Annotated in this window: 26 protein-coding genes; 15 read left to right on the top strand and 11 right to left on the bottom strand. The window is 30.2% G+C overall.

Annotated elements, in window-relative coordinates; all coding sequences use genetic code 11:
• The first annotated feature begins 19 nt into the window (after nt 1-19).
• Together IEW41_RS01560 and IEW41_RS01565 are read left to right on the top strand one after the other, a co-directional pair.
• The gene (locus IEW41_RS01560; protein WP_188604579.1) at nt 20-637 is read left to right on the top strand and encodes a transcriptional regulator; all 618 of its coding nucleotides are present in this window, start codon (nt 20-22) and stop codon (nt 635-637) included.
• Nucleotides 634-1,338: a DUF3307 domain-containing protein gene (locus IEW41_RS01565; protein WP_188604580.1), complete on the top strand. Its 705-nt coding sequence runs from the start codon at nt 634-636 to the stop codon at nt 1,336-1,338. The genes IEW41_RS01560 and IEW41_RS01565 overlap by 4 nt, the downstream gene beginning before the upstream one ends.
• A 48-nt stretch (nt 1,339-1,386) precedes the next feature.
• Here IEW41_RS01565 and IEW41_RS01570 read toward each other — a convergent pair whose 3' ends face one another.
• The 4 genes from IEW41_RS01570 to rpmH all read right to left on the bottom strand — a co-directional run bounded on the left by IEW41_RS01570 (nt 1,387) and on the right by rpmH (nt 6,343).
• Complete coding sequence (locus IEW41_RS01570; protein WP_188604581.1) at nt 1,387-2,136, bottom strand: T9SS type A sorting domain-containing protein; 750 nt, start codon at nt 2,134-2,136, stop codon at nt 1,387-1,389.
• A 140-nt stretch (nt 2,137-2,276) separates the two neighbouring features.
• Nucleotides 2,277-3,146: a T9SS type A sorting domain-containing protein gene (locus tag IEW41_RS01575; protein WP_188604582.1), complete on the bottom strand. Its 870-nt coding sequence runs from the start codon at nt 3,144-3,146 to the stop codon at nt 2,277-2,279.
• A gap of 85 nt (nt 3,147-3,231) precedes the next feature.
• Nucleotides 3,232-6,084: a carbamoyl-phosphate synthase large subunit gene (carB, locus tag IEW41_RS01580; RefSeq protein ID WP_188604583.1), complete on the bottom strand. Its 2,853-nt coding sequence runs from the start codon at nt 6,082-6,084 to the stop codon at nt 3,232-3,234.
• Between the two features lie 97 nt (nt 6,085-6,181).
• Nucleotides 6,182-6,343 (bottom strand): 50S ribosomal protein L34, encoded by a 162-nt coding sequence (gene rpmH / locus IEW41_RS01585; protein ID WP_188604584.1) that lies wholly within the window; start codon nt 6,341-6,343, stop codon nt 6,182-6,184.
• A gap of 257 nt (nt 6,344-6,600) precedes the next feature.
• Between rpmH and IEW41_RS01590 the strand changes: the two genes are divergently transcribed.
• Together IEW41_RS01590 and IEW41_RS01595 are read left to right on the top strand one after the other, a co-directional pair.
• Nucleotides 6,601-7,476, top strand: coding sequence for a DUF6263 family protein (locus IEW41_RS01590; protein ID WP_188604585.1), 876 nt, complete (start codon nt 6,601-6,603; stop codon nt 7,474-7,476).
• 2 nt (nt 7,477-7,478) lie between these two features.
• Nucleotides 7,479-8,042 carry a DUF2892 domain-containing protein gene (locus IEW41_RS01595; protein WP_188604586.1) on the top strand — a complete coding sequence of 188 codons (564 nt, stop codon included), beginning with the start codon at nt 7,479-7,481 and terminating at the stop codon, nt 8,040-8,042.
• Nucleotides 8,043-8,113: 71 nt separating this feature from the next.
• Here the strand turns inward: IEW41_RS01595 and IEW41_RS01600 are convergent, their stop codons facing one another.
• Nucleotides 8,114-9,040: a lytic transglycosylase domain-containing protein gene (locus IEW41_RS01600; RefSeq protein ID WP_188604587.1), complete on the bottom strand. Its 927-nt coding sequence runs from the start codon at nt 9,038-9,040 to the stop codon at nt 8,114-8,116.
• Between the two features lie 48 nt (nt 9,041-9,088).
• Nucleotides 9,089-9,751 (bottom strand): alpha/beta hydrolase, encoded by a 663-nt coding sequence (locus IEW41_RS01605; RefSeq protein ID WP_188604588.1) that lies wholly within the window; start codon nt 9,749-9,751, stop codon nt 9,089-9,091.
• Nucleotides 9,752-9,869: 118 nt separating this feature from the next.
• Here IEW41_RS01605 and IEW41_RS01610 point away from each other — a divergent pair, with 118 nt between their 5' ends.
• A complete protein-coding gene (locus tag IEW41_RS01610) occupies nt 9,870-10,166 on the top strand; it encodes an N-acetyltransferase (RefSeq protein WP_188604589.1) in 297 nt (98 codons plus the stop codon).
• A gap of 55 nt (nt 10,167-10,221) precedes the next feature.
• Here the strand turns inward: IEW41_RS01610 and mtaB are convergent, their stop codons facing one another.
• Nucleotides 10,222-11,553: a tRNA (N(6)-L-threonylcarbamoyladenosine(37)-C(2))-methylthiotransferase MtaB gene (mtaB, locus tag IEW41_RS01615; RefSeq protein WP_188604590.1), complete on the bottom strand. Its 1,332-nt coding sequence runs from the start codon at nt 11,551-11,553 to the stop codon at nt 10,222-10,224.
• A gap of 150 nt (nt 11,554-11,703) precedes the next feature.
• Between mtaB and IEW41_RS01620 the strand changes: the two genes are divergently transcribed.
• From IEW41_RS01620 to IEW41_RS01630, 3 genes are read left to right on the top strand one after another with little or no spacing between them, the layout of a single operon-like run.
• The gene (locus IEW41_RS01620) at nt 11,704-12,855 is read left to right on the top strand and encodes an ATP-binding cassette domain-containing protein (protein ID WP_188604591.1); all 1,152 of its coding nucleotides are present in this window, start codon (nt 11,704-11,706) and stop codon (nt 12,853-12,855) included.
• 13 nt (nt 12,856-12,868) lie between these two features.
• Nucleotides 12,869-14,635: a hypothetical protein gene (locus tag IEW41_RS01625; protein ID WP_188604592.1), complete on the top strand. Its 1,767-nt coding sequence runs from the start codon at nt 12,869-12,871 to the stop codon at nt 14,633-14,635.
• Nucleotides 14,611-16,233 carry an ABC transporter substrate-binding protein gene (locus IEW41_RS01630; protein ID WP_188604593.1) on the top strand — a complete coding sequence of 541 codons (1,623 nt, stop codon included), beginning with the start codon at nt 14,611-14,613 and terminating at the stop codon, nt 16,231-16,233. Before IEW41_RS01625 ends, IEW41_RS01630 begins: the two co-directional genes overlap by 25 nt.
• On the opposite strand, the gene IEW41_RS01635 is transcribed toward IEW41_RS01630, so the two are convergent.
• From IEW41_RS01635 to IEW41_RS01650, 4 genes are all read right to left on the bottom strand, one after another.
• Entirely contained in the window at nt 16,234-17,124 is an 891-nt protein-coding gene (locus IEW41_RS01635) for a TolB family protein (RefSeq protein ID WP_188604594.1), read from the bottom strand. It abuts the gene before it with no gap.
• A 4-nt stretch (nt 17,125-17,128) separates the two neighbouring features.
• A complete protein-coding gene (locus tag IEW41_RS01640; RefSeq protein ID WP_188604595.1) occupies nt 17,129-17,458 on the bottom strand; it encodes a hypothetical protein in 330 nt (109 codons plus the stop codon).
• Between the two features lie 10 nt (nt 17,459-17,468).
• Nucleotides 17,469-18,644: a GlmU family protein gene (locus tag IEW41_RS01645; RefSeq protein ID WP_188604596.1), complete on the bottom strand. Its 1,176-nt coding sequence runs from the start codon at nt 18,642-18,644 to the stop codon at nt 17,469-17,471.
• Nucleotides 18,645-18,792: 148 nt separating this feature from the next.
• The gene (locus IEW41_RS01650; RefSeq protein WP_188604597.1) at nt 18,793-19,044 is read right to left on the bottom strand and encodes a type B 50S ribosomal protein L31; all 252 of its coding nucleotides are present in this window, start codon (nt 19,042-19,044) and stop codon (nt 18,793-18,795) included.
• 283 nt (nt 19,045-19,327) lie between these two features.
• Here IEW41_RS01650 and IEW41_RS01655 point away from each other — a divergent pair, with 283 nt between their 5' ends.
• The 7 genes from IEW41_RS01655 (at nt 19,328) to IEW41_RS01685 (ending at nt 26,297) form a co-directional block, all read left to right on the top strand.
• Entirely contained in the window at nt 19,328-19,852 is a 525-nt protein-coding gene (locus tag IEW41_RS01655; protein ID WP_188604598.1) for a DUF4199 domain-containing protein, read from the top strand.
• Nucleotides 19,853-19,896: 44 nt separating this feature from the next.
• Nucleotides 19,897-20,844 carry a glycosyltransferase family 2 protein gene (locus IEW41_RS01660; protein ID WP_188604599.1) on the top strand — a complete coding sequence of 316 codons (948 nt, stop codon included), beginning with the start codon at nt 19,897-19,899 and terminating at the stop codon, nt 20,842-20,844.
• 80 nt (nt 20,845-20,924) lie between these two features.
• Complete coding sequence (locus IEW41_RS01665) at nt 20,925-22,655, top strand: phospho-sugar mutase (protein WP_188604600.1); 1,731 nt, start codon at nt 20,925-20,927, stop codon at nt 22,653-22,655.
• Nucleotides 22,655-24,481, top strand: a complete 1,827-nt coding sequence (locus IEW41_RS01670; protein WP_188604601.1) for an ABC transporter ATP-binding protein — start codon at nt 22,655-22,657, stop codon at nt 24,479-24,481. Before IEW41_RS01665 ends, IEW41_RS01670 begins: the two co-directional genes overlap by 1 nt.
• Before the next feature lie 291 nt (nt 24,482-24,772).
• Nucleotides 24,773-25,315 carry an RNA polymerase sigma factor gene (locus IEW41_RS01675; protein ID WP_188604602.1) on the top strand — a complete coding sequence of 181 codons (543 nt, stop codon included), beginning with the start codon at nt 24,773-24,775 and terminating at the stop codon, nt 25,313-25,315.
• Nucleotides 25,316-25,347: 32 nt separating this feature from the next.
• Nucleotides 25,348-25,857, top strand: a complete 510-nt coding sequence (locus tag IEW41_RS01680; RefSeq protein ID WP_188604603.1) for a hypothetical protein — start codon at nt 25,348-25,350, stop codon at nt 25,855-25,857.
• Nucleotides 25,857-26,297, top strand: a complete 441-nt coding sequence (locus IEW41_RS01685) for a hypothetical protein (RefSeq protein ID WP_188604604.1) — start codon at nt 25,857-25,859, stop codon at nt 26,295-26,297. The genes IEW41_RS01680 and IEW41_RS01685 overlap by 1 nt, the downstream gene beginning before the upstream one ends.
• The last annotated feature ends 3 nt before the right edge of the window (nt 26,298-26,300 follow it).

Below are 26,300 nucleotides of genomic sequence, written 5' to 3' on the forward strand. Positions count from 1 at the left end.
AATATGGAATACGTGTATTATGAAAACAAGTGTAATAACAGGAGATATAATAAAATCGAGAGATGCTGAAAATTCAGAATGGATTAGCTGCTTAAAAGATGCTTTAAAAACCTTAAGTACAGATGATTCGTATTGGGAAATTTATAGAGGAGATAGTTTTCAAGTAGAGATAAAAGATATCTATAAAAGTTTTGAAGCAGCTCTTTACATTAAAGCCAATATAAAAATGATTAAAGGGTTAGATGTAAGAATGGCTATTGGCATTGGAGATAAATCGTTTAAAGGTAAAAAAGTAACCGAATCTAATGGTGAAGCATTTCGTTTTTCTGGCGAAACTATAGAGTCGTTAAAAAAAGAAAAACTAAATCTAAAAATTAAAACTAAAAATGAAACTATTAATAACGAGCTTAACTTGTACTTTAAGCTTGCTCTGTTAAGCATTGACAATTGGACCACAAATTCAGCAGAGATTGTAAAACTATCACTTGAACACCCAAACAAGTTTCAAAAAGATTTAGCTAAACTTATAGGAACAAATCAAGACGCTATAAGTAAACGCATTAAACGTGCTAGTTTAGATGAGATTTTGGAGTTAAACGAAATGTACAAGCAAAAAATTGAAACTTTATTACCATGATAATACTACTAAAGCTCTTTTTAGCACACATAATAGGAGATTTCTTTCTGCAACCAAAAAAATGGGTAAAAGAAAAAGAATCTAAAAAATTAAAATCTCTAAAATTATATATTCATATAGCAATACACATTGCTTTGTTATTTATTTTAACTTGGGATGTTACATTGTGGCCATTAATTATTACAATTAGTGTTTCTCATTTCATAATTGATGTTACTAAACTCTTTTTTCAAAACAAAAAAACCAAACGATTATGGTTTTTTATAGATCAAGTATTACATGTTGTATCAATTTTTATAGCCTATACTCTACTTATAGAAAATAACTTTAACGTTGAAACAATAATAACAAAACAAACATTATTACTGTTTCTTTGTATACTTTTTTTAACTCAACCTGTTTCCATTATAATGAAAACTATTTTCAGTAAATGGAATATTGCCAAATTAACTCAAGGCAACGAATCTCTTAAAGATGCTGGAATGTATATAGGCATACTTGAGCGCATTTTAGTATTCGTTTTTGTAATCTTAAATCATTGGGAAGCTGTTGGTTTTTTAATTACTGCAAAGTCTGTTTTTAGATTTGGCGACTTAAAAGAATCTAAGCACAGAAAATTAACAGAGTATATACTTATTGGCACATTAATAAGCTTTGGGATAGCAATTTTTGTAGGAATACTTTATGCTTACTTAAAATAAAAAAACCATCAAAAATGATGGTTTTTTATATATCTAAAATTGTATTAATTATTGTTTCACAAAACGTTTAGTTTGGGTAGCATTATCTGCTGTTAAACGCACTAAATAAACACCATTATTCCATTTAGTAACATCTATGGTTGAAGAAATACTACTCACTTCTTTAGTTAATATTTTCTTTCCTAACACATCAAAAACATCTAATGTTATACTACCAGATATTCTAGGTAAACTTAGCATAAGTTTTGAACTAGATGGGTTTTGTAAAATTCTAAACTGATTAACAGAAAAATCATCAATACCTAATAGCGTATCCCAAAAACTTACTCCGTTTTGAGCTCCATCACCAGTGTATTCATAAGGTGCTGGCAAATTTATGAAAGTTCCTGCTGTCCAAATTCCTTTATTAACAGCAACATTTTCTCTTCCGTTTCCACCACTTCCCCATTGGGTAAAATCTAGCATAGCGGTAGAAGAAGCAAAACTTGGTGTACTATAAAGTCCTAAATCTGCAGCAGAATTATTCAAAGCAACACTACTAGTGACTTCAACATCAGAACCAGCAGCTAAATTTAATGAGCCACTTAAAACAGTCATACTGTTTAATTGACCATATGCAAATAATGTACAAAACCAGTATGAAGAAATATCAACTGTAGAGCCACCATAGTTATGAAGCTTAACTCTTTCGGTAGCAGGATCGACTTCTACTATTCTTACTTGTGCTGTAGTTTGCATTTGCAAAAACATCACAAAAAATAGAGATAATGAGAATAAAAGATTGTAGTTTTTTTTCATAATGTGTAGGTTAAATAATTGATTTATAATCAAATTACTAAATAAATTTACGCATTTTTTAGTAAAAACTTGTCATAAATTGCAAATAAAAAAGGCATCCAATTTAAAATTAGATGCCTTTTTGTAAAATTTATAAGAATTTATTGTTTCACAAAACGTTTAGTTTGTGTTCCATTTTCGGAAGTTATTCTAACCAAATAAACGCCATTATTCCATTTTGATACATCTATTGAAGAAGACAGTTTACTTACCTCTTTAGATAATATTTTTTTTCCTAACACATCAAAAACATCAAGTTTAAAAGCATTATCAGAAGCTGGAAAGATTAAATTAAGTTTACTCTTTGAAGGGTTAGGAGATATTTTAAAATCCTTTAATTGTGTTACTTCATTTACTCCTAAAGTTGTTGATGCAGTAATGTTATCTAATCCCATAGTAGTTGGTACACCAGGAAAAGCTTGACCTCTCCAAGCTGGTGTTGGGCTACTTAAAATTCTCATTTCTGTGACATTAGCTAACGTAGCAGATACATTAGATCCTCCATCAACCAAAGTAAAATCAGAAGATGAAATTGGTATTGTAACTGAATTCCAACCAGATCCAGCTGGTATAACTACAGCATTTGTGGTACACATTTCACCTCCATCACCATTAAAAGCTACACGAAGGTTAATATTTGAAGCTTCTGCTTTTACATCTAATTTAATAGCTACTATGCTTTGAGACGTATAATTTCCCATCCAATTAGAATCAAATTGAAAAACAATCATCTTGCTTCCAGGTCCACCAGGGCTACCAGTAGTAGTGTATTGCAAAAAATTATCATCAACACCAGCAGGTCCAGCAGTATTTATATTGATTGGTGGATTAGGTGCTCCAGCTCCAAATAAATCAATATTCCACCCTTGCACTGTTCCATCTTCAAAATTATCTAAGTGACCAGCTACTACCTGACCTACACTATAATAAGATGTAAACAAAAAAGTGAATAATAGTAATTTTATTTTCATATAATATTTTTTTTGGGGACTATTAAATTTAAAGCTAAAATATTAATTATAAACCAATTATAATAATCTATCCAACAAAAAACATTTATTTACTTAAATACATTTTACGTCTAGAATATAAGTTGTAAAATTCATCATCTTTTAAACTATCTATAAATAAAATGCTTTCGCCAGTACTCTTCATTTCTGGACCAAGCTTTTTGTTTACATTAGGGAATTTATTGAACGAAAACACTGGTTGCTTAATTGCATAACCTTCTAATTGTGGGTTAAAATTAAAGTCAGTTACTTTTTTCTCCCCTAACATTACTTTAGTTGCATAGTTCACATAAGGTTCTTTATAGGCTTTTGCTATAAATGGTACAGTACGTGAAGCTCTTGGGTTAGCCTCAATAATGTAAACCATATCATCTTTTATTGCAAACTGAATGTTAATTAATCCAACTGTATTTAATGCTAAAGCAATCTTTTTGGTGTGATCTTTAATCTGTTGCATTACAAATTCACCTAAGTTAAAAGGAGGTAATGTTGCATTACTATCTCCTGAATGAATTCCACAAGGCTCAATATGCTCCATAATACCAATAATGTATACATTCTCCCCATCGCAAATAGCATCTGCTTCAGCTTCAATTGCACCATCTAAATAATGGTCTAACAATAATTTATTATCTGGCATTGTACGAAGTAAGTCTACTACGTGCTCTTCTAGTTCTTTTTTATTGATAACAATTTTCATTCCTTGACCACCAAGAACGTAAGATGGACGGACTAAAATTGGAAAATTTAACACATCAGCAATAGCTAAGGCTTCGTCTGCTGTTGTTGCAACATCAAACTCTGGATATGGAATGTTATTTTCTTGTAGTAGCTTTGAAAAACTACCTCTATCTTCAGCTAAATCTAGAGATTTGTATGTTGTTCCAATAATTTTAATTCCGTATCTGTCAAGTTTTTCAGCAAGCTTTAATGCTGTTTGTCCACCTAGTTGTACTATGACTCCTTCAGGTTTTTCATGACGAATAATATCATAAATATGTTCCCAGAATACTGGTTCGAAATATAACTTATCAGCAATATCAAAATCGGTTGAAACCGTTTCAGGGTTACAGTTAATCATGATGGTTTCATAACCACATTCAGAAGCAGCTAACACACCATGAACACAGCAATAATCAAACTCAATTCCTTGCCCTATTCTATTAGGTCCAGAACCTAAAACAATAACTTTCTTTTTATCTGTAACAACACTTTCATTAATTGACTCAAGCTTACCATCTGGAGTTTCAACTTCATTTTCGAATGTTGAATAATAATATGGTGTTTGTGCCTTAAACTCGGCAGCACAAGTGTCAACTAATTTATACACACGCTTGATTTTTAGCTCATCACGTTTTTTATACACTTGACTTTCAAGACATTTAAGCATGTGTGCAATTTGTCTGTCACCATAGCCTTTTTGTTTTGCTTCAAGCATTAAATCGCGTTCTATAGTATCAATAGTAAACTTTGATATTTCTTTTTCTAAGTGATATAGTTCTTCATATTGTTTTAAGAACCACATATCTATTTTTGTTATTTCATGAATACGACTCAACGGAATTCCCATTTGAATAGCATCATAAATAACGAATACTCTATCCCAACTTGCGAATGTTAGCTTTTCAATAATCTGGTCATAGTTTTTATAACCTTTACCATCTGCACCTAATCCATTACGTTTTATTTCTAATGATTGAGTTGCTTTATGTAGTGCTTCTTGGAACGAACGACCAATAGCCATAACTTCACCAACAGCTTTCATTTGTAGCCCTAACGTTCTGTCTGATCCTTCGAATTTATCAAAATTCCAACGTGGTATTTTTACAACAACATAGTCTAAAGTTGGTTCAAATAATGCTGATGTAGATTTTGTAATTTGATTGCTCAACTCATCTAAATTATAACCAATTGCAAGCTTTGCAGCAATTTTAGCAATTGGATAACCTGTTGCTTTACTTGCTAAGGCAGAAGAACGTGAAACACGAGGATTAATCTCGATAGCAATAATCTCTTCATTTTCATCAGGACTTACTGCAAATTGCACATTACAACCTCCTGCAAAATCACCAATACTACGCATCATGTGTATTGCCATATCTCGCATACGTTGGTATGTTGTGTCAGACAAGGTCATTGCTGGAGCCACTGTAATAGAATCTCCTGTATGGATTCCCATTGGATCCATATTTTCAATAGTACAAATGATTACAACATTATCATTTTTATCTCTAAGTAACTCTAACTCATATTCTTTCCATCCAATTAATGCTTTATCTATCATTACCTCATGAATTGGAGACACTTCTAATCCACGAGTTAGTAACTCATCAAACTGGTCTTCAGTATGCACAAAAGATGCTCCTTCTCCTCCTAATGTGTATGAGGCTCTAATTACTAAAGGGAAACCAAACTCTTGTGCAATTTCTTTTCCTTTAAGATATGAATTAGCAGTTGCTTGAGGCGCCATACCAACACCTATTTTAAGCATTAATTCTCTAAATTTCTCTCTATCTTCAGTAATATTAATTGCATCAATATCAACACCAATAAGCTTTATACCGAAGTCTTTCCAAATTCCTTTTTCATCAGCCTGTATACATAAATTAAGTGCAGTTTGCCCTCCCATTGTTGGTAAAACTGCATCTATTTGTGGATGCTCCTTAAGAACTTGAACAATAGATTTTGTAGTTAGTGGCAACAAATAAACGTGATCAGCCATTGTTGGGTCTGTCATGATTGTTGCAGGATTAGAATTGATTAAGATGGTTTCAATTCCGTCTTCTCGTAAAGAACGTAAAGCTTGAGTTCCAGAATAATCAAACTCACAAGCTTGACCAATAATGATAGGACCTGATCCAATAATAAGTACGGAATTAATAGTTTTGTTTTTTGGCATTGTGTTGTATTTATATCTGCAAAAATAGTTATGAAATAGGTACAAAAAAAGGTGCTACACCTAAGTAACACCTTTAAATATTAACAATTGTTAATCATTATTTTTTATGTCTTGATTCTGAAGATACAGACAGTTTCTTTCTTCCTTTAGCTCTTCTACGTGCAAGGACTTTTCTACCATTAACAGTAGCCATTCTTTCTCTAAAACCGTGTTTGTTTCTTCTCTTTCTCTTTGATGGTTGAAACGTTCTTTTGCTCATTGTCTTGTATCTTTAAAAATCTTCTTTATAATCTAAACTATAGTTTTGACCATTTTCAAAACTGCGTGCAAATATACAAAGACTTTTTACTTACACAAACCTAATTTTAAAAATATTTATATGAAATTTTCATTTCAAAAAAAAACGTCTTTAAAAAACTCAATTTTTGAATATTCCTAGCTTCTGAAATATAAAATTTATAAGCTAAACGTAAAAAAAAATTAGTTTCTTTGTGGTTAGATAAACAACTAAGTAAAATGAAGAAATTCACACTAGTATTTGCGATATTATTTGTTGCTCAATTAACAGGACAAACTTTATTACAGTATAACTTTTCAGTTGGTGATAAGTTTACCATTAATCAACAAGCTACTCAGCATATTACACAGGACATTAGTGGCATGATTCAAGAAATTAATAATGATTTATCTGGAACAATGAGTTTTGAAGTTGTAAAGGCAGACAAAGAGACTTTTACTTTGATAATGGAATTTAAAAGTCTGAAAATGTTAATGAGCTCGCCTACTTTAGGAGAGTTATCTAATGTAGACTCGGCATCAGATGACGATTCTGATATTACCTCGATGATGTTTAAAGGCATATTAAACGTTCCTATTACAATTGTTATGGGAAGAGATGGCAAAATTAAATCTGTAACTGGAGGAGATTTATTAATTGAGTCTATGTTTAAAGCTGTCGATATTACTGAACCAGAAATAATAGAAGCTTCAAAATCGCAGTTAGAAAAGCAATTTGGTAGCGAGGCGCTTTCTAACAGCTTTGAGCAAATGACTTATTTGTTTTCAACAGATAAGGTAAAGGTGAACAGCAAATGGAAAAACAGTTACCAAGGTGATATGAGTGCTGAAACTACTTGGACATTATCAGAAATAAACAAAAATAATTTTAAACTTTCTGGAGTTGCAGCTACTACTATGAATAGTATAGATGAAACTATATCTATGACATTAAATGGATCACAATCAACTACTGTAACAGGAAACTCTAAAACTGGTTTGTTTACAGAGCTAATAGTAACAGGCGAAAATACTGGTAATACAGTTTATACTACTCAAGAAATTACAATACCAACAACAATAAAATCAACAATTACTTATAAAATTATTCAATAGTTATGTATAACAAAAACATAAAATTATTTATTGCGTTTTTAATCATCGCTTATGCAGTTTATCAATTTACTGAAGGGTTTATTGGAAATGGCATAATGCTTATTTTATTATCATTAATATTCGTTTTTCTATATTTTAAGAATGAATTTATTCTACTTGCCTTTTTAAAACTTCGTAAACAAGATTTTGAAGGTGCTACAAAGTGGCTTAATAAAATTAAAAATCCATCAAGTGCTTTAGTAAAAAAGCAAGAAGGTTACTATAATTTCTTACATGGCATAATGGTATCACAAACTAATATGAATGAAGCTGAGAAATATTTTAAAAATGCTGTGAGTTTAGGTTTAACTATGGACCACGATATGGCAATGGCAAAATTGAATTTAGCTGGAATTGCTTTTAGTAAGCGTCGTCCACAAGAAGCCAAAATATTAATGAACGAAGCTCAAAAATTAGATAAAAGAGGCATGCTAACTGATCAAATAAAAATGATGAAAGATAGCATGAAAAAAGCCCAAATACCTAATCAGCATTATGGTGGAGCAAGACAAGGACGTAGACGTTAATCTCTTCGAAATAGATAAAATAAAAAAGCACTAATTAATTAGTGCTTTTTCTTTTATTTTTCAGTTAATCTTTATTTGTAATATCCTTTTTTTGGAATACTAATGCTATATTTTTTTCTAGAACTATTATTTAAATGAGCTTCACGTAACCAAGGATTATGAATTTTCAGAATTTTATAGTTTATACCATACTCTTTTGCAAAAGCTGTAAAATCTTTAACTGGAACATCAACAATCACTTCCTCTGTTGGTATTTCTGTATATAAGTCACTCTCGTTAAAATTGAAACCGTACTTTTTAGGATTGTTTAAAATTTCTTTAAGGGCAACTATTCTAAACATATATCTCCCAGTTTCTTCTCCTAAAAGTAAATCATAATAGCTTTTCACATCTTGGTCTTTTAATCGGTTACCAATACCTGCATTACCTGCATTATAGGCTGCGGCTGCAAGTGTCCATGATCCTAAATTTTCTTTAGATTTTAATAGGTATTTACAAGCAACTTCTGTTGCTTTTTCTAAGTGATAACGCTCATCAACATTATCATTGACTTCTAGTCCGTTTTCTCTAGCTGTTGCTGGCATAATTTGCCAAAACCCTTTAGCTCCTGCTGGAGAAACTGCATTAGTAAGACCACTTTCTATTACTGACAAGTATTTAAAATCGTCTGGTATTCCATGTTTTTTAAGAATTGGTTCTATAACAGGAAAATACTTTCTGGCACGTTTAAACATCAAAAGCCCATTTGATTGCCAATATGTATTCACTAATAGCTCTTTATCCATTCGTTCATAAACATCTGGATCGTTAAGCGGCATTTTTTCGCCTGCAAAATCTAACTCATCTGGCACAGAAAGTGCATAAACATTATAATCGTTTATCAGTTTCTTTTCCTTAACAACTGCATCATCCGATGGTGCTTTTTGAACTGCAAATATGAATAGTCCTGACAGACTTATCAATCCTATTGCTGCTAAAATATTCTTTATATAGCTCATAATCTTATTTTTTTATAAAGGTAATTAATTAATGTAACTCTTTCAAAATTAGTTAAGTATAAGTTTTGGTAAATTTTCATTAAACCATTTATACTTATTTATTATCATTATATGTGTTCCTCCTTTTATTACAACGCAATTATCGTTACAAGAGTGTGTAAAAATAGCATCTTTATCACCATGTATATAAATAGCATCAGGATTTGGTTTTTCTTGCTCCCAACAAACAACCTGTTCAATTGCCCAATCTAAATAACGTTTATCACTAACCGAAAGATACCTTTTGTAAAGCTCTACTCGTTTAGTAACAGTTTCTCCAAACGCATATTTAGCAAGCAAATCTATATTACCCAATAACTTTGTAGGTAACAACTTGTATGCCTTAGTGTATTTAGCAATTTTCATTCGTCTTGGTAACTCATGTTTAGATTTAACACTAGACACTACAATTAACTTTTTTAAGGTCATAAATTTACTCATCTCCTGCACTAAAATACCACCAAAAGAAACACCAAGAAGCACAACATTATTGTGTTCTATTTTTTCTATCATTCGCTTAGCATAACTCTCTAATGTTTCATTTTTATTAGGAATAATCCATTCTAGCCAATGAATCTTAAATTGATCTTCAGGAAGCTTAATGTTTTCAAAAATTGTTGGGTTTGCTGCCATTCCTGGCATCATATAAACATGTATTATTTCTTGGTTCATAAGCATTTAACACACAACAAGTTCAAATGTGTAATATTTTTTCGTAAATTTGCAATACAAAACTATACAAATTAATAGTTTCTACCCTACCAACCATTGAATTAAATACAATATTATTATGATTGATGCTGCCGAATTAACAGACAATGACTTTTTACGTCAGTTTGAGCTTAAAATTGAAGATGAACTTGCTACTATTGAATATTCTTTGCAGGATCGAAAAATATTTTTAACAAAGTTAATTATCCCAGAAAGCATTAATACTGAAGGCTTTGAAACAGATTTTTTAACACTTGTTTTTGAAAACATTTCTGAACGTAATATTAGTGTTGTACCAACGAGTCCTGAAATTGCGAAATTTATAAGAAAAAATAGAAAGTATAAGAAAATGCTTCCTGTAGGTATTAGAATATAATTAATAAAAAAACATATTTAAAAAACCGAAGTTAATAACTTCGGTTTTTTTGTTTTTATACTGCAAATTCTTCTACAAAATCAAATCTTACAAGACCATCATCGTCAATTTGAGTAAGTTCCACTTTGTGAAGTGTATTAACCAATTCTGGATTCCAAGGCGCTTTTACTTTTACATAGTTTTCAGTAAACCCATGAATATATCCTTCTTTATTTTCGCTTTCAAACAATACAGTTCTTGTAGTTTTTAGCTGGCTTTCATAAAATTTTCTTCTTAATTTAGCCGATAAACCACGTAACATTTTACTACGTTTTGCTCTCACATTTTTAGGCACAACGCCATCCATTGTTGCTGCTTCTGTATTATCTCTTTCTGAATATGTAAAGACGTGCAGATATGAAATATCTAATGAAGTTAAAAAGTTATATGTCTCTAAAAAATGCTCGTCAGTTTCTCCAGGAAAACCAACAATAACATCAACACCAATACAGGCATGAGGCATTATCTCTTTAATTTTATTTACTCTGTCAACATAAAGTTCTTTCATATATCGACGTTTCATTTTCCTTAAAATATCATTACTTCCACTTTGTAACGGAATATGAAAATGTGGCACAAATGCTCTAGATTTAGATACTAAATCAATAGTTTCATTCTTAAGCAAATTAGGCTCTATTGATGAGATGCGAAGTCTTTCTATACCTTCAACTTTATCTAATTCGGTAACTAAATCTAAAAAAGTATGCTCATGACGTTTATTACCAAATTCTCCTTTACCATAGTCACCAATATTAACTCCTGTAAGCACAATTTCTTTAATATTCTGTTCAGAAATTTCTTTGGCATTTTTTAAAACACCTTCCATAGTATCACTTCTAGAAATACCACGAGCTAACGGAATGGTACAATAAGTGCACTTATAGTCGCAACCGTCTTGCACTTTTAAAAAGGCACGAGTTCTGTCGCCAATTGAATAACTTCCTACATAAAAATCGGCATCTTCAATTTCACAAGAGTGTACTTCACCAAAATCGTTTTTTGACAAATCGTTTAGGTAATCTGTAATCTTAAATTTTTCGGTTGCACCAAGTACTAAATCAACACCATCAACATCTGCTAATTCTTGAGGCTTAAGTTGTGCATAGCAACCAACAGCAGCCACAAAAGCATCTGGATTAGATTTCTGTGCTTGTTTTACAATAGATTTAAAACGTTTATCAGCATTTTCGGTTACAGAGCATGTATTTATCACATAAATATCTGCCACTTCATTAAACTCCACACGATCAAACCCTTCATCAGTAAAGTTTCGGGCAATGGTAGATGTTTCTGAAAAATTCAGTTTACAACCTAAAGTGTAAAATGCTACTTTCTTTCTATTTTCCACTTAAAAAAATTAAAATTTGTTCCTTAATAAGAATGAGTATATTTACTTCACTAATAAAAAAGGAGCTGCAAAGTTACGTAATTGTTTGAAAGTATAAACGATATCTAATAAGACAATTACTGGTTTAATTGGTAAAAACTAAAAACATATATGTCAAAATCTGAAGAAAGAATAAAAGAAGTCCTTGCTTTTTTTAAAAACAAAGACACCGTTTTAGGCTACAGAAAGTTCATGGATTGTGCTATTGATACTCAAGATCTTACTATTTACAAAGAGGTAATTGAGCTAACAGATTGGAAAGAACAATTTCCTGATAAGGAAAATGAACTTATTGAAAAAGCCACAACCATTTTAAACAAAATTTCAAAAAAAGCCATTGAAGAATACAATGTTCAGACTCCAATAGTTACTGCGACAAATATTGTGAAAAGTTATGGTCAAAATCGATTTACTTTAGGACCAATTTCATTAGATATTAAAAAACGACAAGTTTATGGTTTGGTTGGCGAAAATGGTAATGGAAAAACTACTCTGCTCAGAATATTAGCTAAAGAATTAAGCCATAACGAAGGGCAATTAAATTTTAATTTTGATAAACAACATAGTAATAGTTTCGATTTACGATCTAAACTAGTTTATATACCACAACGTACCCAAAAATGGTATGGCAGTTTAAAGGATAACCTCAAATTTGTTTTATCTAATTATGGTGTTTCACCAGAAGAAAACGAAACAAGAGTATTAATGATGATAGCTCGTTTTGGTTTATGGAATTATAAACATTTAAAATGGAGCGAATTATCTTCAGGTTACAAAATGCGTTTTGAGTTAGCCCGAACACTTTTAAGACAACCCGAATTATTACTTTTAGATGAACCTTTAGCAAATTTAGACGTATTAGCTCAACAAGTAATTTTGGAAGATTTAAAGGCTATTTGCAACTCTTTAAACAACCCAATAGCATTAATTTTAAGCTCACAGCAGCTATATGAAGTTGAAAAAATATCTGATAAAGTAATTTATCTTAAGGAAGGAAAATATAAAGAAAAAGACGATTTAATTGAACAAGATGAAAATCAATTAATTGTTGAGATTGATTGCAAATGTAAAAGAGAAAAATTAATTGAAATTTTTAATCATCTATCATTAGAAAAACTAATTTTTAATGGTGGTATGTATGTTGCTTATTTTTCTAACAATACAAATTTTTCTTCCGTATTAGAAACTCTTGGTAAACATAACATTGATGTTATATATACCAGAAACATTTCAAAATCAACAAGACGTTTTTTCGTGTCCTAAAAGCTAAACTATAATGAAAACATATATTCATAAAATTAATCAATATTTACTTGAACATCATCCAACGGTTTGGAACACAAAAATTGTTTGGATGCTTGGTATTAGTGCCGCTATACATTTACTGTTTTTTGTTTTTGGGTTAATTGCCTTAACAGATCCAGAATTGCTTCACGAAAGAGGTGCGATGCATATCTTTTTTGATAACGGAACAGTCTTTTTTAGTGTTATGCTATCCATATTATTAATAGTTATTTGGTTAATTAATATGTTTAAAAACAATGCTTTTAAAAACTTTTATCCAGTATCTAGACTAAAGCTCTTTATTCAATTTGTGTTTTATTTCATAATCATTTTTTTTGCGACTACCTTTTATTATTCATACAACCTAGGGTTAAAAGTTTATATATCTAATACCTATGAAGATGCTACAGTTTATAATGAGATAAAAGCTTCAAATAATGCTGCTATATTTTTTTCACACAATATTGAAAAATACACTTTAAGCAAAAGAAAATACCCTTTCATTTTAAGTGAACTTTATTGTGAAACAAGAGATGGTTTTACAAAAACAGAAAAACCATATTTTGAGTTTCTTGATTTAAAATATCAATACTATTCACTATACACAAAAGAGAGAAAAATATCAGAAACTTATAATGAAAACTTTTATAATGGATATGTTTATAAAAGACGAACAGACTCTATTGAAACTTTTTATTACAGAGATACTGTTGTAGATGTTTCGCAATATGTAAAAACAGCTATTCCAAGTTATTATAATTATTCAAGTACATTTTATTCGTTAGAAAATGATGAAATTTCTGGGTACGATTCTGTTGATTATAACTACGAATCAGATTTAAATTATGATTATAATTACGATTTTTACTATGATACAGATAACATTGATAAATCAAAGTTAAGTAACAAAAATGTACACGAGATTTTAAATAGAAATAATCCAAAAGAGATAAAGCAAATTTTAACTGACTTTTTAAAAATAGCAGACATTTATGAGGTTAAATATAATATGTCAAGCGAGCAATGGTTTAATTTAGTTTATCATCCACAAGATTTTGAAATAAAACATTTAATTAATGATGAGCCTAGAGAAGATTATAGGTTAGCTATAAAAGAAGAAACCGAATTAGAAAAATTTGTAAATGAGCATACTTCAAATTTTTATATCGAAACAGATAAACTCCATCATGCATTTGAAAATATTGAAGACATAAAAGATGCTGATATATTTGGCGAGTCTATTCACGTTTTTATATGGTTATCTTTTTTTCTAGCTATAACTATTTTTATGTTTAGAGTTACTGGTTTAAAATCATTATTATTTACAATTATAACTGTAGGAGTGCTTACCATATTTGTTTCGCTACTAACAACGCTATTTGCATTTGCCTCTAAACCATCAAGTGGTGACTCTGTTGGATTTTTTATTATGTATTTTACTTTAATTTTAGGCACCATAATTTTAGCAATCCCATTGTTTTTTGCTTCCAATTTAAAAAAGCAGATTGTATCTATTTGCCTTAATATATCGCTTTCTGGATTTGTGTTATACATCTTTTTAATTATAGGAATTATTTCTTTACATCAAGAAAACTATTGTAGAGATCATTTTGGTTATGATTATCGTTATAACTATTGTTTCATTTTAATGTCTAGTATTGGCTTTTATTTAAGCTATGTTCTTTTAGCAATAGGGTTACTATTTATGTATTTTTACACAGGAATTATTAAAAAATGGAAAGCATTAGCAGAAGGATAAATATATCAATACATAGTTTAGTAGTTTGCATACTATTAGTTTGTTTTTCCTGTGGAAACTCATCAAAAACAAATAACGATCATTTAGTTTTTAGATATAATGAGCACAAAAATATCGGCTCGTTAGATCCTGCGTTTTCAAAAGACATCGCAGATATTTGGGCAACAAATCAGTTATTTAATGGTTTGGTGCAAATGGATGACCAAATGAAGGTATTACCATGTATTGCTAATAGTTGGACAATTTCTGATGATGCACTAGTTTACACCTTTTCGCTTCGAAAAGATGTAAACTTTCATAAACATCAACTCTTCGGAAAAGATTCAACCAGAACTGTAACAGCATATGATTTTGAGTATAGTTTAAACCGTTTACGCGACACTCAATTAGCATCACCAGGAAGTTGGGTGTTACAAAAAGTTGATGATTTTAAAGCCATAAATGATTCAATATTCGAGATAAAATTAAATCAACCCTTTCCTGCCTTTTTAGGATTATTAACCATGAAGTATTGTTCGGTTGTTCCGAAAGAAATTGTTGAGCACTACGGAAGTGATTTTCGTTCAAACCCAATTGGAACAGGACCTTTTCTGTTTAAACGTTGGGAAGAAAATTTAAAATTGGTTTTTAGGAAAAATTCAAGCTATTTTGAAGTTGACAATCAAGGACAAACATTACCATACCTCGAAGCAGTTTCAATAACTTTTTTACCAGATAAGCAAAGTGAATTTTTACAATTTGCACAAGGAAACATCGATTTTGTTTCTGGTTTAGATGCATCATATAAAGACGAAATTTTAACTGCAGATGGACAGCTTCGTCAGTTATATACAAATGATGTAAATATGATTCGTGGCCCATATTTAAATACCGAGTATTTAGCGTTTTATATGGATTCAAAAGTTTCCGAAATACAATCAGAACTTATTAGAAAAGCTGTAAACTATGGTTTTGACAGACATAAAATGATGGTGTATTTGCGCAATGGAGTTGGTATTCCTGCAAATGGTGGTTTTATCCCAAAAGGATTACCTGGTTATAATGAAACAATTGGTTTTGATTATCAACCAGAAAAAGCAAAAGATTTAGTGGCCCAATTTAAAAAAGAAACAGGAATAGCAAATCCAGAGATTACCATTACTACAACAAGTAATTATTTAAGCTTTTGCGAATATATACAACGTGAAATTCAAAAAACTGGACTTAATGTAAAAGTAGATGTTATACCTGCTGCTACATTAAAAGATGCCAAAGCCAATGGTAAACTAGATATGTTTAGAGCAAGTTGGGTAGCAGATTATCCTGATGCTGAAAATTATTTGTCGTTATACTACAGTAAGAATTTTGCACCAAATGGACCAAATTATACACATTTTAAAGATGAGCAATTCGACTTATGGTATGAAGAAGCTTATACAATTACAAACACAGAAAAACGTGAACAGTTATATTCTAAAATGGATAGTTTAGTGATGCAAAAAACACCTGTAATTGTAATGTTTTACGACGAAGTATTGCGCTTTACTAGAAAAAACGTGAGCGGTTTGGGTATTAATCCTATTAACTTATTAGATTTAAAAAGAGTAAAGAAAAACTAACTATTCGATTACAAAATAGTAAATATCATCTTCACCTTTACCTCGTGGTCTTCTAGAAGCAAAATAACCTGTTTTTCCATCTTTAGAAATTATATAACTAAAATCGTCTGATCGACTATTAATTGGTTCGGGTAGAATTTGAGCTTCAGAAGTTCCGTTTAAATCATACTTATAAATATCTAATCCACCAACTCCTCCAACTCTATCTGAAGCAAAATATAGCACATTATCGTCACTCACAAAAGGAAACATTTCTTTGCGTGAAGAGTTTACTTTTTCTCCTAAATTAATTATCTCACCATATTCATCATCACCAAGCATAGCTATTTTAAAAATATCTGTTGGTCCTTTTGCGCTTGGTATATTAGACACAAAATACATTGTAGAACCATCTGGGCTTATTGCTGGATGACCATAATTATAATCAGGATCGCAAAACGAAAGCGGCTCGAAATTTGTCCAACCTTTGCCCTCTATATATTCGCCTCTTTCTATATGTAAGTTTACCGATTTGTAATCTTGTTTATAGGTTTTACCTCTTCTTACAAAGTTTGTGGTAATATACATATACTTACCATCAGGGCTAAAAGCAGCACTTGAACTATTAAATATAAACTTATGAGATTTGTTAAACTGCTTCACATTAATAATTTCGCCACTAGCAGTTTTTTGTCCTTCAAATAAAGTAAATATCAAACGTTTGTCTTTATCTCTTCGCACTCTATTTCTTTCATCTAACATATAAGATGTAAAATAAACCTGATCACCTTGATAATAAACAACACCATATTGGCTTTTATCATCATTCATATCTAGATTTTTTATAGTGTAGTTTTGAGCAAAGCCAAAACTTATACTTAATAATAGCGCTATAGATGTAAGTATCTTCATTTTATTATTCTAATGGTTTTCCTATATCTTGAATTTCGTCTTTAATAACTACTATATTTTTTTTCCATCTATTTTCAAGTAACATATAAAATACCCAAACCACTATTAATCCAAAAGGAATAACTAAAAGATTCATTCCATAACTACTTTCCCAATCAAATCCCCATTCAAAAATATAAGCATCTAAAAATGCTATTAACAAAACAAAAAACAAACCTCCTGCATAATAAACTACTATACTTAATATAGCATACAACCATTTGTTTTGTTTATAATCTACTGATAAATCATAAAATCGTTTACCAATAAAATAGAGTAATAATAATCCTAACATCTTTTAGTTTTTAATCTCTTCTATATTTTTTAGTTTCTTCAAAAACGTGTTCTAAAATAGCTTTATCAACATCTGTTAATTCAATTTGTCTGCGTGACATCACAACTTCAGCAACTTCAAATGCTTTTTTGGTTAGGTATGTTGTAAATCCTCCATTTCCGCCCCAACTAAAACTTGGCACAAAATTTCTAGGAAAACCACTACCAAATATATTAGCACTTACACCAACAACTGTTCCAGTGTTAAACATGGTGTTAATTCCGCATTTACTATGATCTCCCATCATTAATCCACAAAATTGCAAACCTGTTCTGGCAAAGCTTTCGGTATTATAATCCCAAAGTCTTACTTCAGCATAATTATTTTTTAAGTTAGAATTATTAGTATCTGCACCAAGATTACACCATTCGCCAAGCACAGAATTACCAAGAAAACCATCATGCCCTTTGTTAGAATACCCAAAAAGCACAGAGTTATTTACCTCTCCTCCTACTTTACTATGAGGTCCAACTGTTGTTGGCCCATAAATTTTAGCTCCAAGTTTCACTGTCGCATGCTCACATAAGGCAAAAGGGCCACGAATAATACTACCTTCCATTATTTCGGCATCTTTACCAATATAAATTGGTCCTGAGCTAGCATTAAGCGTTGTAAACTCTAGCTTTGAACCTTCTTCTAAAAATATGTTTTGAGCTGCTATAACATTATTACTCGATGGTATTGGTTGTGAAACTCTTCCTCTTGTTAGCAGCTCGTAATCTTCTTCTAAAGCCATTCCGTTTTTAGAAAATATATCCCAAGTATGCTCAATTTTAATAACATCTTCATTAAACTCAATAGCTTCAAACGCTGCAAAATCAATATCTTCTTGTGCGTCTTTTGTAAAAAATGCAATAACATCTTCACCTTTAAAAATGGCTTGGTTTTCGGTTAGGTTCTTAATCATCTCAACCAGTTCGTTATTTGGCAAATATGATGCGTTAATCATCACGTTTTCATCCATCTCAACCATCGGATATTTATCTGATAAATATTCTTCAGTAACTGTTGTGGTTGTATAACCTAAAAAGGTTTCCCATTTTTCTCTAATGGTTAAAATACCAACTCTAATATCTGCAACTGGTCTGGTAAAAGTAAATGGCAATAAGTTATTGCGAGAAGGACCATCAAAAAGAATATAGTTCATTTTAAAGTTATAAGTTAAAGGTTGAAAGTTAAAAGCTTATGCTATAACTATTGTGATTATTATTAGATTATCAAAAGTAACGTAATTGTAGAAAACAAAAAAGCCTTCAAAATAAATCTGAAGGCTTTAAAATATATTGTAACTAAACTTATTTTTTAAATTTAGCGTATTTGTTTTTAAACTTATCAATACGTCCAGCTGTATCTACTAATTTAGATTTACCTGTATAATATGGATGAGATGTTCTAGAAATCTCCATTTTTACTACTGGATATTCAACACCATCAACCTCAATAGTTTCGTTTGTGTCTGCTGTAGATTTTGTTAAAAACACGTCGTCGTTAGACATATCTTTAAATGCTACAAGTCTATAATTTTCTGGATGTATACCTTTTTTCATCACTAAAAGCTTTAAATCATTTCGTTTTTTGGAAGTGCAAATTTAGGTAATTTTTACAAATCTGCAATGTTTTTATTCTTATTTTTTGATATTTATGATTTTATATTTCTGTTTAGCATTTTTAAAGATTAGATTATGGTGTAAATAAACCTGAAAATTGCCTATTAAATCTGTTAATTAACCACAAACAAAATTACATGATTTGCACTTTCCTGGAATTAAATTGTAACGTTTTAGTATATTTGTTTACTAACTATCATATAAACTAATTAAACCAATTATTATGGAAACACAAAAACCAACTACTGGCAAATTTGCTATGAACTATGGAATCATTCTAGGAGTAGTAATGATTTTAATTTCTGTTATTACATATGTAACGGGAATGGCTCTAGAAGGTACACAATGGCCTCAATATATATACTATATAATTTTTCCTGTAGTTATTTTTTATGCAATAAGCCAATTCAAGTCAAGAAATGCAGGTCTTTTAAGTTTAGGCGAAGCAATTAAAATTGGAGTTATTATAGCTGCAATTAGTGCCATTGTATATATTATTTATGGGTTTATTTTTAACTATATTATTGATCCAGATTTTATGAATCAAATGAAAGAAGTTGTTAGAGACAAAATGTTAGAAAACCCTAATATGACTCCAGAATTAGTTGATCAACAAATGGTTTGGGTTGAAAAGTTTATGAGTCCAGTACTAGGATCTGCTTTTTGGATTGCAGCTAGTATGTTTTTTGGATTACTATGGTCTTTAATTGCTGGTTTAGTAATGAAAAAAGAAAATACACATGCTTAAATAATTTCAGTATTTTTGAATACTAAAAATTTGAAACTATTTACATGAATATATCAGTAGTCATACCACTACTTAACGAACAAGAATCGCTTACAGAATTATATGATTGGATTGCAAAAGTTATGCAATCCAATCATTTTTCTTATGAAATCATTTTTATTGATGATGGTAGTACTGATGATTCCTGGACAATAATTGAGCAACTTTCTAACAAAGATGCCAATGTAAAAGGTATACGCTTTTTAAAAAACTTTGGAAAATCTCAAGCGTTACATGCTGGCTTTGAAAAAGCACAAGGCGATGTTATTATTACAATGGATGCTGACCTTCAAGATAATCCTGAAGAAATTCCAGAGCTTTATAATATGATTGTAAATGACAAATTCGATTTAGTTTCTGGATGGAAAAAGAAACGTTACGATTCTGTTATTTCAAAAAATTTACCTTCTAAACTATTTAATTGGGCTGCTAGAAGAACTTCTGGTGTTAAGCTTCATGATTTTAATTGCGGACTTAAAGCCTACAAAAAAGATGTAGTTAAAAACATAGATGTTAATGGTGAAATGCACAGATACATACCTGTTTTAGCTAAAAATGCAGGCTTCACTAAAATAACTGAAAAAGTAGTACTCCATCAAGCTCGTAAATATGGCACCACCAAATTTGGAATGGATAGATTTATACATGGTTTTCTAGATTTACTAACCATTTGGTTTATTTCACGTTTTGGTAAACGACCTATGCACTTATTTGGTGCTTTAGGTGTAATTATGTTTATTATTGGATTTGGCTTTACGTTATACCTTGGTATAGACAAACTTTTTTTTAACACTACAGGAAGATTAATAACAGAACGTCCTCAATTTTATATCGCTTTATCTACCATGATTATCGGAACTCAATTTTTTATTGCAGGCTTTCTAGGCGAAATAATTTTACAAACTAAACAAGACAAAAAACGTTATTTAATAAAAGATGAATTGAATTTATAATATCCAGTCATCAAATTAACGCGTTTAAAACAATCACCTTTTAACATATTGCTTATTTTTGCAGCATATTTTTATTGCACATGATTTATATAGATCCTAAAATTTTAGACCGAATAAATACCTGGTTAACACCAACTTTCGATACAGAAACACAAGAGTTTATAAAAAACAGTATCGCACACAATCCTGAAGAAATTCAAGAAAGTTTTTATAAAGACTTAGAGTTTGGAACTGGAGGAATGCGAGGTGTTATGGGAGTTGGCACTAACCGAATTAACAAATATACTTTAGGTAAAAATACACAAGGCTTAAGCAATTATATGCATAAAGTATTCGCAAATCAACCATTAAAAGTTGCAATTGCATACGACTGCAGACACAATAGTAAAGAATTGGCAAAAGTTGTAGCAGATGTTTTTTCTGCTAACGGAATTAAAGTTTTTCTTTTTGAAGATTTACGTCCAACTCCAGAATTATCTTTTGCAGTAAAACATTTAGATTGCCACTGCGGAATTGTACTTACTGCATCGCACAATCCACCAGAATATAATGGATACAAAGTGTATTGGCAAGATGGAGGTCAATTAGTTCCGCCTCAAGATGCCGAAATTATTACCGAAATAAATAGTTTAGACTATTCGGAAATTAAGTTTAAGGCAAACGAGAACTTAATTGAGTATATAGGTAAAGAAGTTGATGACGTATTTATAAATGCATCTGTAAAAAACGGAAGTTTTAACACTTCAAAAGAAGCTAAAGAAAGCTTAAACATTGTATTTACTTCTCTTCATGGTACATCTATTACAACTGTGCCAGAAACATTAAAAAGAGCTGGATATACTAATGTAAATATAGTAAAAGAGCAAGAAGCACCTAATGGAAACTTTCCAACAGTAAAGTCGCCAAATCCTGAAGAACCAGAAGCTTTAAAAATGGCAATAGAATTAGCAAATAAAGTTAATGCAGATATCGTTATTGGAACCGATCCAGATTGCGACAGACTAGGTATTGCTGTACGTAATTTAGATGATGAATTGGTATTACTTAATGGCAATCAAACCATGGTAATGATGACTGATTTTTTACTAAAAGACTGGAAAAACAACAATAAACTTAAAGGAAAAGAATTTATAGGTTCAACAATAGTATCTACACCAATGATGCTACGTTTAGCCGCAAATTATAATCTGGAATGTAAAGTTGGTTTAACTGGCTTTAAATGGATTGCTAAAATGATTAAAGACTTTCCTGAATTAGATTTTATTGGTGGTGGAGAAGAAAGTTTCGGGTTTATGGTTGGCGAGTTCGTACGTGATAAAGATGCTGTTACTTCTACCCTTTTAGCTTGCGAAATTGCTGCTCAAGCTAAAGCAAAAGGAAGTTCATTTTACAAAGAATTAATTCAACTGTATATTGATAATGGCTTTTATAAAGAGCGTCTTATCTCGCTAACAAAAAAAGGAATTGAAGGTGCACAAGAGATAAAGCAAATGATGATTGATGCTCGAAAAAATCCTCTTTCAGTAATAAATAATTCTAAAGTGACTAGAATTGAAGATTACCAACTATCTATAGCAAAAAACTTTATAAACAATACAGAAGAAGCTATTAATATTCCAAAATCTAATGTACTTATTTATTACACAGAAGATGGTAGTAAAATTGCTTTAAGACCAAGTGGAACTGAGCCTAAGATTAAGTTTTATATAAGTGTAAATTCAGAAATAGACAATGTGTCAGCGTTTGAAACAACGGAACAGAAATTGGAATCTAAAATAGATGCCATAATAAAAGATATGAAACTGACTTAATGGATTATATTAAAAAACTTTCGCCATTTATTGCTCCATACAAGCGATATGCCATATTAAACATTATTTGTAATGTTTTTTATGCTCTCTTTGGAACATTAGCTATGGTATCGTTAATGCCAATGATTAATGTACTTTTTGGTGAAGGCAAAAAAGTAACAAGTAAACCTGTTTATAATGGCATAACAGACTTAAAAGATTATGTTGAAAACTCCATAAACTATATTATAACCTCAACAACAGAAAATCATGGCTCGCAACGCGCATTGTTGTATATGATTATCTTAATTATTAGTTTATTCCTTTTAAAAAATTTATTTAACTATTTAGCTTTATATTTTATCACGTTTTTAAGAAATGGTGTTTTAAAAGACTTAAGAAATGCTATCTATAACAAAGTAATTACTTTACCTATTTCTTATTATTCTGAGAAACGTAAAGGTGATACAATTGCAAGAATTTCTGGCGATGTTAATGAAGTTAAAAATTCGTTATTAGCCATTTTAGAGCTTATAGTTAAAGAGCCTTTAACTATTTTATTTGCTATTATAGCAATGTTTACAATTTCGGTTAAACTAACCATTTTTGTTTTTATTTTCATTCCAGTTGCTGGTTTAATAATATCACGAATAGGTAAGAGTTTAAAAAAACAATCTAATAAAGTACAAGAAGAACAAGGTGTATTTATTTCAACATTAGAAGAAACTTTATCTGGATTAAAAGTTATAAAAGGATTCAACGCTGAGAAAAAATTCAACGATACATTTAACGAGTCGACATCACGATTTTATCATTACTCAAATGTATTGCTAAATCGCCAAAATTTAGCGTCTCCAACAAGTGAGTTTTTAGGTATTGTTACTATTGCTGCTTTATTATGGTTTGGAGGTAATATGGTTTTAGTTGATCAAACATTATCTGGAGGTGCATTTATTGGTTATATGGCTTTAGCATACCAAATTTTAACACCAGCAAAAGATATAAGTAAAGCTAGTTATAAAGTAAAAGCAGGAAATGCAGCAGCCGATAGGATTTTAGAAATTTTAGATACTAAATCTGTATTAGAAGATAAGCCAAACGCCATTGTAAAAACAGACTTCACTTCAGATATATCGTTAAATAATGTCTCATTTAAATATGAAGATGATTTAGTACTTAAAAACTTTTCAATTAAAGTTCCTAAAGGAAAAAGTATTGCACTTGTTGGACAATCTGGTAGTGGTAAATCTACTATTGCTAATCTTGTCACTCGCTTTTATGATGTAAATGAAGGCAGTATTACTATAGACAATGAAGATATAAGGAATTTAACCAAACATTCATTACGTGATTTAATGGGTCTGGTAACACAAGATTCCATTTTATTTAACGATACTATTCGAAATAATATAAAAATTGGAAAGCAATCTGCAACAGATGAAGAAATAATCGAAGCACTTAAAATTGCAAATGCTTGGGAGTTTGTAAAGAATTTGCCTAACGGAATTGAAACTAACATTGGTGATTCAGGTAACAAATTATCAGGAGGACAAAAACAACGCTTAAGCATTGCCAGAGCTGTACTTAAAAATCCACCTATCATGATTCTAGATGAAGCAACCTCAGCTTTAGATACAGAAAGTGAACGCTTAGTACAAGTTGCTTTAGAAAACATGATGAAAAACAGAACATCAATTGTTATAGCTCATAGATTGTCAACTATTCAAAATGCCGACGAAATTATAGTTATGCAAAGAGGAGAAATTGTAGAACAAGGTAAACACAACGAACTTTTAGAAAAAAATGGGACATACAAAAAACTTGTAGACATGCAAAGTTTTGAGTAATATAAACCCTATTTGATATAACCAGAAAAGGATGCAACACAAGTCGCATCCTTTTCGTTTTTATTACCAGATTTGGGGACACTGGTAATATTTAGTAGGTTAGGTGATGTAAACATATAACATTTTTAAATACTAAACAAGAAAAAAATGCATTTCATCGTAATTTTTTTACACTTTATCGATGTAATATATTTTACCTATTTGATTTTCAGCTGTTTATATATTTTTAAATTATTTTAATATTTTAATTAAACTTTTTATAACTTCAGTAGTCTTAATAAAAAACATTTTGTGATTAACGAACTTGAGTTATTAAACCGCTTAAATGCTGAACAAACAAAAGAACAAGCTTTTAAAGAATTATTAAATCTTTATAAAGAGCGTTTGTATTGGCATATAAGACATATTGTAAAATCTCATGACGATACAGACGATGTTTTACAAAACACATTCATAAAAGTGTACAAAAATATACATGCCTTTAAAGGTGATAGTAAATTATTTTCATGGATGTATCGAATTGCTACTAATGAAGCTATTACGCATTTAAATCAAAACTCAAAACGCTACAGTATCTCGAGTGAAGAACTGCAACAAAAAGCAGTTAACAATTTAAAATCTGATGTGTATTTTGAAGGTGATGACATTCAGTTAAAACTGCAACAGGCAATAGCTACATTACCTCAAAAACAGCAATTAGTTTTTAATATGAAGTATTTTGAGGATATAAAATATAGCGAAATGTCTAATATTTTAGACACCAGCGAAGGCGCTTTAAAAGCATCATATCATATAGCAGTAAAAAAAATAGAAGAATACTTAACTAAAGATTAAACCATTTGATTTAATTTTAGTCAAATAACAAAATGAAAAACAAGAATTTACATAACATTACTTCAACAGGATTTAAAACACCTGATAATTACTTTAAAACTTTTGATGAAAAAATTGCATCAAAATTAAATAATAGTAATTCATTAAGCGACATAAAATCGACTGGCTATTCTGTGCCTAGTGATTATTTTGAAACTTTTAATGAAAAGGTTTTAGAACAATTAAAACCTAAAAAAGACACTAAAGTTGTATCGTTATTAAATTGGAAGAAAGTTGCTTATATATCTGGTATTGCAGCTAGTATTTTATTAGCTTTCAATATATTTTATAATAATCCAGAAAAAATAGATTTTGAAGCTTTAGAAACAGCATCAATTGAAAGTTATTTAAATGACGAAGATTTATCGTCTTATGATATTGCTTCCTATTTAAATGATGACGATTTATCAAAAGATGTATTTATTGATAATAAACTATCAGAAGAATCACTTGAAGACTATTTATTACAAAATTCAACTATAGAAGACCTAATTATAGACTAATGAAAAAGATTATTTTATTGCTTTTGCTTATTGGCACTTTTAATGCAACTGCACAAGATTTTAAAAACAGAGAGCGTATTAAAGCTCTAAAAGTTGCTTTTATTACTGAGCGTCTTGAACTTACTTCTACTGAAGCGCAACAGTTTTGGCCAATTTATAATACGTTTGAAGATAACACCAACAAGTTGAGAAGAGAAAATTATGAAAATCGTCGCAAAACTGATATAGATAATTTAAGTGAACAAGAGGCAAAAGTTATGCTCAATGATATGGTATCTGTTGAAAATCAAAAAAGCAAATTACGTGAAAAATTTGTAGCAGACTTACTAAAAGTCATGCCTGCAAAGAAAATTATACTTTTAAAAATTACTGAAGACGAATTTAATAAACGTATGCTTCAAGAAATGAAAAAGCGTAGAGAAGAATTTAAGAAAAACTAATAT

Source organism: Aquaticitalea lipolytica (assembly GCF_014641635.1).
GTDB classification, from domain to species: Bacteria; Bacteroidota; Bacteroidia; order Flavobacteriales; family Flavobacteriaceae; genus Aquaticitalea; species Aquaticitalea lipolytica.